This is a genomic window from Alistipes intestinihominis, from assembly GCF_040095975.1.
In the GTDB taxonomy this organism is placed as follows: Bacteria; Bacteroidota; Bacteroidia; order Bacteroidales; family Rikenellaceae; genus Alistipes; species Alistipes senegalensis.
On record NZ_JBBMFL010000016.1, the window covers coordinates 1 to 12,992 of the forward strand.

Annotated in this window: 11 protein-coding genes; 6 read left to right on the forward strand and 5 right to left on the reverse strand. The window is 61.2% G+C overall.

Features of this window, described 5'->3' with window-relative positions:
• Positions 1 to 3 precede the first annotated feature (3 nt).
• Genes WMO46_RS12305 through WMO46_RS12315 form a run of 3 tightly spaced genes read right to left on the reverse strand, consistent with a single transcriptional unit; the run spans position 4 to position 2,841 of the window.
• Positions 4 to 648: a flavodoxin gene (locus WMO46_RS12305; protein WP_129649922.1), complete on the reverse strand. Its 645-nt coding sequence runs from the start codon at positions 646 to 648 to the stop codon at positions 4 to 6.
• Positions 649 to 690: 42 nt separating this feature from the next.
• Positions 691 to 1,155 (reverse strand): cupin domain-containing protein, encoded by a 465-nt coding sequence (locus WMO46_RS12310; protein ID WP_207209323.1) that lies wholly within the window; start codon positions 1,153 to 1,155, stop codon positions 691 to 693.
• Positions 1,156 to 1,164: 9 nt separating this feature from the next.
• Entirely contained in the window at positions 1,165 to 2,841 is a 1,677-nt protein-coding gene (locus tag WMO46_RS12315) for an alpha/beta fold hydrolase (RefSeq protein ID WP_129649924.1), read from the reverse strand.
• Positions 2,842 to 3,127: 286 nt separating this feature from the next.
• Here WMO46_RS12315 and WMO46_RS12320 point away from each other — a divergent pair, with 286 nt between their 5' ends.
• The gene (locus WMO46_RS12320) at positions 3,128 to 4,027 is read left to right on the forward strand and encodes a helix-turn-helix domain-containing protein (protein WP_019150199.1); all 900 of its coding nucleotides are present in this window, start codon (positions 3,128 to 3,130) and stop codon (positions 4,025 to 4,027) included.
• A 93-nt stretch (positions 4,028 to 4,120) separates the two neighbouring features.
• On the opposite strand, the gene WMO46_RS12325 is transcribed toward WMO46_RS12320, so the two are convergent.
• Complete coding sequence (locus WMO46_RS12325; protein ID WP_129649926.1) at positions 4,121 to 4,975, reverse strand: phosphodiester glycosidase family protein; 855 nt, start codon at positions 4,973 to 4,975, stop codon at positions 4,121 to 4,123.
• Positions 4,976 to 5,149: 174 nt separating this feature from the next.
• Between WMO46_RS12325 and WMO46_RS12330 the strand changes: the two genes are divergently transcribed.
• The 4 genes from WMO46_RS12330 (at position 5,150) to WMO46_RS12345 (ending at position 10,367) form a co-directional block, all read left to right on the forward strand.
• The gene (locus tag WMO46_RS12330) at positions 5,150 to 7,375 is read left to right on the forward strand and encodes a glycoside hydrolase family 3 N-terminal domain-containing protein (protein ID WP_129649928.1); all 2,226 of its coding nucleotides are present in this window, start codon (positions 5,150 to 5,152) and stop codon (positions 7,373 to 7,375) included.
• Between the two features lie 12 nt (positions 7,376 to 7,387).
• Positions 7,388 to 9,385, forward strand: coding sequence for a glycoside hydrolase family 97 protein (locus WMO46_RS12335; protein WP_349094427.1), 1,998 nt, complete (start codon positions 7,388 to 7,390; stop codon positions 9,383 to 9,385).
• A gap of 131 nt (positions 9,386 to 9,516) precedes the next feature.
• Positions 9,517 to 10,008 carry a flavodoxin gene (locus tag WMO46_RS12340; protein ID WP_349094428.1) on the forward strand — a complete coding sequence of 164 codons (492 nt, stop codon included), beginning with the start codon at positions 9,517 to 9,519 and terminating at the stop codon, positions 10,006 to 10,008.
• 2 nt (positions 10,009 to 10,010) lie between these two features.
• Positions 10,011 to 10,367, forward strand: coding sequence for a DUF2023 family protein (locus WMO46_RS12345; protein WP_019150194.1), 357 nt, complete (start codon positions 10,011 to 10,013; stop codon positions 10,365 to 10,367).
• A gap of 44 nt (positions 10,368 to 10,411) precedes the next feature.
• Here the strand turns inward: WMO46_RS12345 and WMO46_RS12350 are convergent, their stop codons facing one another.
• The gene (locus tag WMO46_RS12350) at positions 10,412 to 11,488 is read right to left on the reverse strand and encodes an MBL fold metallo-hydrolase (protein WP_349094429.1); all 1,077 of its coding nucleotides are present in this window, start codon (positions 11,486 to 11,488) and stop codon (positions 10,412 to 10,414) included.
• A gap of 233 nt (positions 11,489 to 11,721) precedes the next feature.
• On the opposite strand from WMO46_RS12350, the gene WMO46_RS12355 reads away from it, so the two are divergent.
• Positions 11,722 to 12,987, forward strand: a complete 1,266-nt coding sequence (locus tag WMO46_RS12355) for an efflux RND transporter periplasmic adaptor subunit (RefSeq protein WP_129649934.1) — start codon at positions 11,722 to 11,724, stop codon at positions 12,985 to 12,987.
• Positions 12,988 to 12,992: the final 5 nt, after the last annotated feature.

Below are 12,992 nucleotides of genomic sequence, written 5' to 3' on the forward strand. Positions count from 1 at the left end.
GGCTCAAATTCCGATTCTTTTCAGCCACGATTCCACTCCGCCGGCACTCCCCGGCATGTCGATCCCAGCATCGTCCGGACGCCCGGGCGTGGTAATGTCGTCCGGATCGAGGTCCTCCGGAAGAGTTGCCGGAATGTGCTTCGACTCCGGAGTAAGGCGGTAGATCTTCTGCATCGACTCGTTCAGATAGGTCGTCGCTCCATAGGTGAAGAACGGAACGATGGTCTTGCCGCTCAGATCGTAGGCTTCGAGAAAGGTGCAGACGACCATCGCAGGCTGGTGCCACCAGCAAGGCGAACCGACGAAAATCGTGTCGTACCGTGCGATTGTCTCCGCAACGGGCAGATTCGCCACACCGGGCCGCAGGTCGCCGTACGCCTCGCGTTGAACACGGTCGCTGTCATCGTAGGGATCCGCAGCATACGGATCGGCCGCCTCGATACGGTACACATCGGCTCCGGTCAGCGCTGCAATGCGTTCGGCCACGCGCTGCGTATTGCCCGTCGCAGAGAAATAGGCGACCAAGATATTGCTGTTCCCGGCCGGCTGATCGGGTGTTTCCGGGTCGGAAGTCTTTTCGTCCGCCGAGCAGGCGCCCATCGCCGCCAGCGAAAAAAACAAAAACGGAATCAAAAGAATCTTTTTCATACTTCGTACATTATTTATCCGATTCATCGAACGGATGGTTTTCTATTCGTTGCCGGCCGCCGGACCGAACCATTCGGCCGGGCCTTTCGACACCTGCGTGCCGATGGCGATATGCGTGAACTCGCTGTCGGGGGCCGCACCGTGCCAGTGCACCACGCCGGGGGCGATTTTCACCACGTCGCCGGAGCGCAGCTCGCGGACCGCTCCGCCCTTTTCCTGATACAGTCCCCTGCCGGAAGTGCAGAGCAGAATCTGACCGCCCGGATGCGCATGCCAGCCGTTGCGCACGCCGGGAGCGAAAGTCACGTTGCCGACCGTGCAGTCCATCGAATCGGCCGCCGTGACGAACATTTCGAGCCAGGCATCGCCCGTGAAATTCGGGTTGTTCTCCAGCAGCGAACCTTTGGCAAAAACATCCTCCGCCAGCTGCGTTTGCGCTGTTTCGGCCGCTCGGTTGCAGCAGGCACCCGACAGGACTGCGGCTGCAACGATAAGTATCCATTTCATATCGGTTCGTTATTTGAGGTATTGTCTGAAATAGCTGTCCAATTTGGGCAGCGTGATTGCCAGATATTCCGGACGGTCGTAGAGATCGACGTGCGTGGCCCCTTCGACGACGAACAGCTCCTTGGGCTCGGCAGCCTTCGCATAGGCGTCTTCCGAAAAGTAGGCCGACACGGCATGCTCGCCCACGATGAAGAGCAGCGGACGCGGAGAGATGGTCCCGATCTGCACGAACGGAAAGAAATTCATCATCGGCGCGAGGCTCGTATAGGAATAGTAACCCGTCGAATTGGGATGCTTGCCGCGCTCCGGATTGTCGTAATAGTCCAAAAACTCGCGGGCGTACTGCGGCGTCGAGGCATCGACCTTTTCCGGCAGGGCGCGAATGTCCTTGCGGGCGGCTCCGCCGTATTCCGCTGTGCGCTGTGCACCGACGGCATCGAGCGTCGCCATGCGCTGTTCATAGGTCATCGAGTCGCCCACGCCCTGACGGCGGGCACGGCCCATGTCGTACATGCTGACCGTCGCCACGGCTTTGATCCGGTGGTCGATTTGCGCGGCGCTCACCGAGTAGCACCCGCCGCCGCAGATGCCGACGACTCCGATCCTGTCCGCATCGACCGCCGGGTGGTTCGACAGGAAATCGACCGCCGCGCTGAAATCCTCGACACGCACTTCGGGCGATTCGATCCGGCGCGGATAGCCGCCGCTTTCGCCGTAATAAGAGGCATCGAAAGCCAAGGTAACATAGCCCCGCTCCGCCAGGCTGCGGGCATAGAGCCCCGAGGTCTGCTCCTTCACGCCTCCGAACGGATGGCCGACGATGATGGCGGCATATTTTTGGGCCGGATCGTAATCCGCCGGGAGATAAAGATCGCCGACCACGTCGATGCGAAAGCGGTTTCGGAACGAGACCTTCCGCACCTGCACTCCGTTCTCCGCCGACACGGCCGGCGTTGCGGAGTCGGCGAGCAGTCCTTTGCTCTGCAACACTTCGTCCAGCGCCACACGTCCGGCATCGGCTTCGCAGCGGCCGATCCGCCGTTCGACGATTGCCAGCAGGTGGCGCAGTTCATCGGGTGCGACTCCCGTGTTCAGGGCAATGCCCATGTGTCCCTTCATCATCGGCTCCACGCCTCCGACAGCGGCCAGTATCGCCACCGTGGCGATCTCCCGCTCGGCATGGGTCAGCACGTCGCGCTCGAAAAGGTCGGCGAAGAGGTGCTCTTTGAGAAACACTTCGATTTCGGGAGCCAGCACGGCATAATCGGCTTTCGGCGCATCCGCAGGGATACCGGAGATCTCCGCGAGAATGTCGCGTCCCCGTTCGTATTTCGGGCGGGCGTCGGTGATCGGCGACGCCTCGCGGCCCCAATTCACTTCGACACCGGCGGCCTTGCGCCCGTCGAGCACGCCGACCAGAGTTTGCAATCCGCACAGAGCCCGCGGAAATCCGCAGTAGGCGTAGGCGTGCACCATCACCTCTTTCAGTTCGTTGACGGTCATGCCGTCGTCCAGCCCCGCAGCGAGGGCGGATTCCAGTCCGGCGAGGTCGCCCCGTCCCGTCAGGGCGGCGACCGCCGCGATGTGCTGTCGTTTCGTGTCCATAGCTTGTTCCGCTTTCGGGGTCTGTGCTGCGGCGAGCGAAGCGGCGCAGAGCATCCCCATTCCCAACATGTACTTTTTCATGGCTTTTTTCATTATTTCCGGGATTTCAGCGTTCCGCCCGCACTGTGGCCGCGGACCGCAACCCCGGTTCGTCTTTTCCGACAATGCAAAAGTAGGAAGCGGATGAAGGCGCATCCATAGACGGATTACGGATTCAAGCACCAATTTTACGGTTCGTGCAAAGAGTGTCCACGACGGACCAACCCGTATTACGGATTCAAGAACCGATATTACGGATTCCGCCGGAACAGGGTTGTGCGTATCTGAAAATCGGTTACCTTTGTCCCGGAAAAACGAATGAATACATATGGGAACGATCGTAAAATTGGATTCGGTGCAGGACTACAACGAACTGCTGGGCGTGGAGACGCTGCATCCGCTGGTAAGCGTCGTCGATTTTTCGGAACTGGAATCCGTGCGCCACTGTCTCAAAAATTTCGGGTTCTACTGCATTTTCCTCAAGCACCTCGACTGCGGGCCGTTGCTCTACGGGCGCAACCGGTACGACTACCGGGAAGGAACGCTGGTCTTCATCGCTCCGGGACAGGTCTTCGGCATCGACGACGGCAAAATCCTGTACGGATACAAGGGATGGTGTCTGATGTTCCATCCCGATCTGTTGCGCGGAACATCGCTCGCCCGGCGCATGGCCGACTACTCGTTCTTTTCCTATTCGTCGAACGAAGCGCTGCACATGTCCGAACGCGAGCAGCAGATCATCATCAACTGCTTCCGCGAAATCCGGGAAGAGTTGCAGCACGCCATCGACAAGCACTCGAAACAGATCATCGCGGCCAATATCGAGGTGCTGCTCAACCATTGCGTCCGTTTTTACGACCGACAGTTCGTTACGCGCGAAAACGTGAATAAGGACCTGCTGACCCGTTTCGAAGAGTTGCTGCGGGACTATTTCACGTCGGACAAGCCTCAGTCGCTGGGTCTGCCTTCGGTGGCGTGGTGCGCCGACCGGCTGCACCTGTCGGCCAACTATTTCGGCGATCTGATCAAGAAGGAGACCGGAAAATCGGCGCAGGAGTACATCCAGCTGACCACCATCGACCGCGCCAAAGAGCTGCTGACCGAAGGCGGCAGGTCGGTCAGCGAAATCGCCTACGAACTGGGATTCAAATACCCGCACCATCTGAGCCGGCTGTTCAAAAAGGTAGTCGGCTATACGCCCAACGAATACAAAACCCTCTCGGCCTGAGAGGGTTTCATTTTTTCCGGGCGGACACTCGCCGTGAACCTCGCCCAGTCCTTCTGCCTGCCATGAAAACGGGGCCGGATTCCCGTCTTCCTTTCACCGTTTTTTACTGCGCACTACGATGCAGTTGGGCACGGCCCGTTCGCCGGCATGGTCGAAGCGGTGGTTGTCGTAGGGATGGTTGAGCACGCCTTTCCGGGCGGTCCAGAGCGTCGAGGAGCCTCCTCCGTCGAGGTTCAGGGCTTCGACGAGCCCCAGCAGACGGGCGATATAGGCCGTTTCGGCGATGGTGGCGCCTTCGCCCTCGCCCCGGAAACGACCGTCGATGACGGCCATCACCACCTCGCCGTCGGCCCGCTTGCCGATCAGCGTGCGGGGATGACGGCCGGTGTAGAAAGTCTTGTCGGAATCGTATTCGACGATCCGGCCGCCGTCGATCAGCACGGGGCCCGCGGCCAGCACCGAACGGTAACGGCGTGCCACCTGCCGGTATTCCGACGTATCGCAGAAGAAAATATCCATCTTGCGGCCTTTTTTATCCTTGAAAGCGACAACGCCGTTGGTGCGAACCAGCTCCCTGGGGGTAGTGCGTCCCACGATCTTTCTATCGACCGACACGAACGTCACCGGCTCGAACGTCCTGACATCGAAATAACTGCCGTTGACGGCCATGTCCGCCCCGGCGGCCCTGCCCAGTTCGCTCACAGCCTCGGCCCGACGGTCGAGATGAACGATCCGCGTTTCAAATCCCCGCCGGGGATAACTGACGACGGAGATGCTCTGCCGGGAGCCGAACATATCGACCTGAGCATAGCGGCATCGGGCCCCTCCGCCGAGGTCGGAGACACGCCATTCGGCAGTCACGAAAGCAATCGAATCGGCAGGGGAGGTCTGGGCCGCCGCTGCAAAGGCATACAGGGAGAGCAGTGCGCCGAGTGTAAATCTGATCATAACGGTCATTAAAAGCGAGGTTAAAACTAACCATTAAAAATCAATTTACCAAATCGGTACGATGACGGCCGGCACGCAGCCCCCGAAAAAACGGTCCGGACGGCAAATTCCGTCAAAAATTCGTATCTTTATCCGCCGGGCGCGCCCCGGAACACGAAACACAATACACACCGAATGATGAAAACTCACAGAATCCTATGGCTCGGCTGCTGTCTGGCGGTCGCAGGCTGCGGCGGCGACAAGTCCCCCGGCCGTAATTACGACAAGGAAATTGACCGGCTCATGAGCCGCATGACGCTCGCCGAGAAGATCGGCCAGATGAACCAGGTATCGGGCAAGAGCAATCCCACCGGCGTCCTGAAACAGTACTCGTCGCTCGAAGGACGTGTCCGCGAAGGCAAGATCGGTACCGTGCTCAATGTCACGGGAGCCGTCACGACGCGGGAACTCCAGCGGATCGCCGTCGAGGAGACCCGTTTGGGAATCCCCCTGATCTTCGCGCTGGACGTGATCCACGGCTACAAGACCATTTCGCCCGTACCCCTTGCTGAAAGTTGTTCGTGGGACATGGAAACGATCGAAGCCTCGGCCCGGATGGCCGCCGTCGAAGCCTCGGCAGCGGGTCTGCAATGGACTTTCGCCCCGATGGTTGACATCGCCCGCGACCCGCGCTGGGGCCGCGTCATGGAGGGAGCGGGGGAGGACCCCTACCTCGGATCGTGCATCGCCCGGGCCCGCGTCCGGGGATTCCAGGGCGGCGATCTCTCGGCATCGAACACCATCCTCGCCTGCGCGAAGCATTTCGCGGGCTACGGAGCCTCCGAAGGAGGCCGCGACTACAACACGGTGGACATCTCCGACCAGCGGCTGCGCGAACTCTACCTGCCGCCGTTCAAAGCCGCCGCAGATGCAGGCGCCGCGACTTTCATGAACTCGTTCAACGAACTCTCGGGCGTTCCTGCCACCGGCAACCGCTTCCTCGTGAAGCAGATCCTGCGCGGCGAGTGGGGCTGGGACGGCGTCATCATCTCCGATTGGGGGTCCGTGGCCGAAATGATTCCCCACGGCGTCGCCGAGGACAAGAAACAGGCCGCGCTGCTGGCCGTAAAGAACGAATGCGACATCGACATGGAGGGCGGCTGCTATCCGAGTTCCCTCGAAGAGCTGGTGAAAGAGGGCAAGGTCTCCGAAAAGGAGATCGACCGCTCCGTCCGCCGTATCCTCCGGCTGAAATACGAGCTGGGACTCTTCGACGATCCCTACCGCTACTGTGACGAGCAGCGTGAAAAAGAGGTGACCCTCTCGGCAGCTCACCGCGAAGCGGCGCGCGACATGGCCCGCAAGTCGATCGTGCTGCTCGAAAACCGCAAGTCCGTGCTGCCCCTCGTCAAGCCCCGTTCCATCGCCGTCGTCGGGCCGCTGGCCGACAGTCCGGTGGACATGCTGGGCGAATGGAGGGCCAAAGGCGACCCGAAGGAGGTCGTGACGATCCTCCGGGGCATCGAAAAGGCCGCCGGGGCCGGCACGCGCATCGTCCATGCCAAAGGCTGCAACGTCACGGGCAGCGACCGGAGCGGCTTCGCGGAAGCCGTCCGCGCGGCACGCGGCGCCGACGTGGTGATCGCCTGCCTGGGCGAGAGCGCCGACATGAGCGGCGAAGGCTACTGCCGCTCGGAACTGGGACTTCCGGGTGTCCAGCAAGAGTTGCTGAAAGAGCTTAAAAAGACCGGAAAACCCGTCGTCCTGCTGCTGAGCAACGGCCGTCCGCTGACGCTGGCGTGGGAGAAGAAGAACATCGAAACGATCGTCGAAACGTGGTTCCTGGGCACCGAGGCCGGAAACGCCGTCGCCGACGTGCTGTTCGGCAAATACAACCCCTCGGGCAAACTGGTCATGTCGTTTCCCTACAACGTCGGCCAAATCCCGGTCTACTACAACCACAAGCACACGGGGCGCCCGTTCGAGCCGAACCAGCGCTATGTGATGCACTATATCGACGCTCCGGTTGATGCACTCTATCCGTTCGGCTACGGACTGAGCTATACGACGTTCGAATACGGCGTCCCGACGCTCAGCAGCGACCGGATGGCCGACGACGGCCGCATCACGGCGACGGTGAAAGTCGCCAACACCGGCGACTATGACGGCGAAGAGGTCGTACAGCTCTACATCCGCGACATCAAGGCGCAGATCACCCGTCCGGTGAAAGAGCTGAAAGGCTTCCGGAAAATCTTCCTCAAAAAGGGCGAATCCGCCGATGTGACCTTCGACATCACGCGCTCCGAACTGGAATACGTGCTGGCCGACGGCTCCGTCGTTTCCGATCCCGGCGAGTTCGAACTCTTCATCGGCGGCAGCTCCGCAGACCTCCGTCCCGTCCGATTCACAGTACTTCAATAAGCAATGATAACGATGAAAAAAACGCTTCTGCTGCTTGCAGCCTCCGTCGCCTGCGCCTTTCCCGCTCTGGCGCAGAAAACCTACACGCTCACCTCTCCCGACGGGCGTCTCCGGACGACCGTCGCGGCGGGCGATGCACTGACCTATGCCGTCACACTCGACGGACGACCGATACTGGACGCTTCGCCGCTCTCGCTGACACTGGACAACGGCACGACGTGGGGCATAGTCCCGCGTGTGGCAGGCGTCTCGCGCACAAGCGTCGATACCGCGATTCCGTCGCCGTTCTACCGCTCGGCGGAGGTCCGCGACCGCTACAACGGCCTTACGCTGAAGATGCGGGGCAACTGGTCGGTGGAATTCCGGGCCTACGACGACGGCGTTGCCTACCGCTTCGTGAGCCGTGCTGAAAAGCCTTTCAACATCGTGAGCGAACAGGCGGAATACCGTTTCCCCGCCGACTGCGCCGTGACGGTACCCTATGTACGCGACCATGCCGGCAACATCGACGCCCAATGGCGCAATTCGTTCGAGAATACCTACACCGAGACGACCCTTTCGAAGCTCGACGCCGGACGGCTGATCTTCCTGCCGCTGGTCGTGGACGCCGGCGACGGGGTGAAGGTCTGCATCACCGAAACCGGTCTGAACGACTATCCGGGCATGTATCTGTGGAACGGCGACGGCGGGCAGCACCTCACGGCACGTTTCGCGCCCTATCCCAAACGCACGGAGCAAGGCGGATACAACAATCTGCAAATGGTGGTCAAAGAGCGCGAGGCGTTCATCGCCAAGGTCGAGGCTCCGCGCACGTTCCCGTGGCGCGTGGCCATCGTCGGCACGGACCCCGACCTCGCCGCCAGCGACCTGAGCTTCCTGCTGGCCGCACCTTCGAAAATCGACGACACGTCGTGGATCAAGCCCGGCAAGGTGGCCTGGGACTGGTGGAACGCCTGGAACATCTCGGGCGTGGACTTCCGGGCGGGAATCAACACCGAGACCTATAAATATTACATCGACTTCGCGGCCGCGAAGGGTATCGAATACGTGATTCTCGACGAAGGGTGGGCCGTAAACAAAAAGGCCGACCTGATGCAGATAGTCCCGGCGATCGACCTGCCGGCGATCGTGGAGTACGGACGGCAGAAAGGCGTGGGCATCATCCTCTGGGCCGGCTACTGGGCCTTCGACCGCGACATGGAGAATGTCTGCAAACACTATTCGGAGATGGGCGTCAAGGGCTTCAAGGTCGATTTCATGGACCGCGACGACCAGCAGATGACCGCCTTCAACCACCGCGCGGCGGAGACGGCGGCCCGATACGGACTGATTCTCGACCTGCACGGCACGCACAAACCCGCGGGTCTGAACCGCACGTGGCCCAATGTGCTGAACTTCGAGGGCGTGCACGGTCTGGAGCAGATGAAGTGGAGCCCCGAATCGGTGGATCAGATGAAGTACGACGCGACGATCCCATTCATCCGTCAGGCCGCAGGCCCGATGGACTACACCCAGGGGGCCATGCGCAACGCCACACGGAAGAACTACCGTCCCGTCAACTCGGAGCCGATGAGCCAGGGCACGCGCTGCCACCAGCTGGCGTTGTACGTCGTGCTCGACTCGCCGCTGAACATGCTGTGCGACTCGCCGACGAACTACCTGCGCGAGGCGGAATGCACGGAGTTCATCGCCGCGATTCCGACCGTGTGGGACGAAACGCGCATTCTCGGCGGACGCATGGGCGAGTACATCGTCACGGCGCGCCGCAGCGGAGATACGTGGTACGTCGGCGCCATCACGGACTGGACGCCGCGCGACGTGGAGGTCGATCTCGCGCCGCTGGGCATCGGCGGCACGGTCGAGGCGACGATCTTCCGCGACGGCGTGAACGCCGACCGGAAAGCCTCGGACTACAAGCGCGAAACGATCCGTATCGACGCCGCCGAACCCCTGAAGATCCACCTCGCACCCGGAGGCGGATTCGTCGCCGTACTCGCTCCCGTCCGATAGCCGCCGCCGCTTCCGCCGTCCGTCGCATCGCTTAATAACGGTATCCGGACACTCCGAAAACCCCGAAAAATAGGTATTGCCCCGCGCCGGAGAATGTCGTTACTTTGCGAAAAACCAAAAAAACGAAAGAGATGACTGGAATTTTTTACGGAAGTACGACTGGCACGACGGAGGCCGTCGCACAGGACATTGCCAAACAGCTCGGCGTAGCGTCCGCCGATGTTCACAACGTGGCGGACGCCTCGGCCGACGAGGCGAACAAATACGACCTACTGGTGCTGGGTTCCTCGACATGGGGCAGCGGCGAACTGCAAGACGACTGGTATCCTTTCCTCGACGCCCTGAAAGCCAAGGACCTCGCCGGCAAGAAAGTCGCCCTGTTCGGCTGCGGCGACAGCGGCTCCTATCCCGACACCTTCTGCGACGCTATCGGGCTGATCTACGAAGGATTGCAGGACACGGGCTGCACGTTCGTCGGCTCCTATACGCCCGAAGGCTACGACGTCACCGACTCGCTGGTGTGCAGCGACGGCCGGTTCGTCGGACTGGCCATCGACGAGAGCGACCCGGGCAAGACCGACGCCCGCCTCGCCGCCTGGTGTGAGAACCTCAGAAACGTCTGACGATGAGTGCCGAGGATTTCAGCCGCCACGGTTCGATGAAACTCTTCATGCACCACATCTACGAGTTTCAGAAGGGTGTGCGCAGTCTGGTGCTGTGTACGATGTGCCGCACGTGCGCCGTGCTGGTCTGCGAACGGCTCGACCGGCTGGGGATCGAACACCTCACCCAGCCCGTCACAGACAGCAAGGTCAACCTATATTTCGGCAACCGGCTGTGTCTGAATGCGGTGCGGACTTTCGTCCACAAGCCGCTCAACGAACTGACGCCCGAGGAGGATTTCATGCTCGGCGCCATGCTGGGATACGACATCGCCCGGCAGTGCGAACGCTTCTGCAAGCGCAAACGCCTGCTGGCATGAGACGGAGAAGCCGCCGGAAATTCCGGCGGCTTCTCTTTTTCTCGTCAGAGTCCGACGACCTCCCCGATGACGGGTTGCAGAACCGCGGGCGGCTCGTGCCCGGCCATCGCCGCAGCGGTCCTCAGCGGCTCGTCCCACGGATGCCGCGCCAGAGCGTATTTCGAATGGTGGACCGTCAGCACCTTCCGGGCTCCCAGGTCGGCCGCGGCCTGCGGCAGCTGATCGGGCAGCGTATGTATATAGCGCCAGTCGGCATCGTACTGCCCGTTTTCGAGAACGGCGAGGTCGATCTCCGGGAAGCGCTCTCCGATCTGCGCGAAATGGCTTCCGTAACCGCCGTCGCCGCCGATATAAATCTTCCGCGCAGAGGTCTCCAGCAGGAAAGAGGCCCACAGCGACTTATTGGGATTCAGTCCCCGGCCCGAGAAGTGACGCGATGTCAGGCAGAAGACCCGGACTCCCTCCACGGGACTGGCGTCCTCGTCCCAGTCCAGTTCGACGATCCGCTCCGGAGCGAATCCCCAGCGTTCGAAATGTTCGCCGACACCCAGCGGACAGACGACCTTTCCGATGCGGTCTTTCAGTTCGCGGACCGTACGGTAATCGAGGTGGTCCCAATGGTCGTGGGTGATGACGAGCAGATCTATCGCAGGCATATCCTCCGGGCGGTAGAGGTCGCTGCCCGGAAAGGCCCTGTTCAGAAACCCCAGCGGAGCGGCGCTCCGGAAAACCGGGTCCACGAGAATCCGCCGCCCGCCTGAAAAGATCAGGTAGGAGGAGTGTCCGAACCAGACCAGCTGCTCCCGCGCGGGGTCGAGCTCCCGCAAATCGGTCCTGACGGCAGCCACGGGCACCGCCGGACGCAGGTTCTCCGTCGAACGGAACAGGAATCCCAGCATGGTCCGCACACGTCCCCGGTCCGCGGTGATCTGCGGTGTGCGCTCCCGGTTGCGGAACTGCCCGTCGCGGTAGTTGGGCGAGCGTTCGATCCGGGCCAGCCGCTCCCCGCGGGGCAGCCGTCCGAACAAAGGTCGATGGATGAAGAGCGCGACCGCAGCGGCCAGCAGACAGACGATTCCGAGAAGCAGAAGCATGACACGTTTTGTTTTTCGGCGGAACATTCGTAATAGCGTTTTGACAATGTACAAATATAAACCCGTTTTTCCGGTCTTTCGGTATACGGATTCCGGATTTTATTACCGTAATTACACCTTTTCTTAACAAAAACAGGCATTTCGGCATCATATTCGCCCGATTTGCACCGGGAGGAGAGGCAGATTGACAAAAAATCCTAATTTTGCAATCCAAATACCGGACATCCGAACCAGGCAATCAATACACACGATGTCAAGCAATGAAAATATCCCGTGATAAAATCAGACAGCAGGCACTCCTGACAGGACGCCGCACGCTGGAACTGGGCAAAGAGGCAGGCGGCAGGGTCCGCCGCTTTTCCAGACGCACCTGGATCATCCTCGGCGGAGCCGCCGTCGTGGCGGCCGGAGGGCTGTGGTGGTGGCTGCGTCCCGAGCCCGCAAAACCCGTCTGGCCGGTGGTCGAGGTCGAACCCGTCCAGACCGACGATATAGAACTTTACGGCGAATACGTCGGACGCATCCGCGCCCAGCAGTTCGTCGAAATCCGCGCCCGCGTCGAGGGCTTCCTCGAAAAGATGATGTTCGAAGAGGGCACCTATGTCCGCAAGGGACAGCCTCTGTTCATCATCGACCCCAAACTCTATCGGGCGCACGCCAACAAGGCCCGCGCCCAGCTGAACAAGGACAAGGCCATGGCCCTCAAAGCCGAGCGCGACTTGCAGCGCATCCGTCCGCTCTACGAACAGAACGCCGCGAGCCAACTGGACCTCGACAACGCCATCGCTTCCTACGAAAGCGCCACGGCGGCCGTGGCGATGAGCGAGGCCGACCTCACGCAGACCGAAACGGCCCTGAGCTACACCACCGTCAGTTCGCCGATCTCGGGCTACATCTCCGAGCGCAGCGTGGACATCGGGACGCTCGTGGGTCCCAACGGCAAATCGCTGCTGGCGACGGTGGTCAAGAGCGACACCGTGCGCGTGGATTTCAGCATGACGGGTCTCGACTACCTCAAAAGCAGGGCCCGCAACGTCAACCTGGGCCAGAAGGACTCCACGCGCAAGTGGGACCCCTACATCACCATCACGCTGGCCGACAACACGCAGTATCCGCTGCGCGGGCTCGTGGACTTCGCCGATCCGCAGGTAGATCCCGAAACGGGAACCTTCTCCGTGCGGGCCGAGATGGCCAACCCCGACCGCATCCTGCTTCCGGGGCAGATCACCAAGGTGCGCCTGCTGCTGGACGTACGCGAAGACGCCACGGTCGTTCCGACCAAATCCGTCGTCATCGAGAAGGGCGGCGCCTATGTCTTCGTCATACGGCCCGACAGCATCGCCGAGCGCCGCATGATCGAACTCGGCCCCGAGGTCGATAACCGGGTGATCGTCGAACGGGGCGTCGTTCCCGGCGAGAAGATCGTCGTGGAGGGCTTCCACAAGCTCACCCACGGCGACAAGGTGGACCCCGTGCCGGCCCCTGCAAAGAGTCGCGTAACCGAGACGGAGGCGTCTGAAAAATAGCGAGC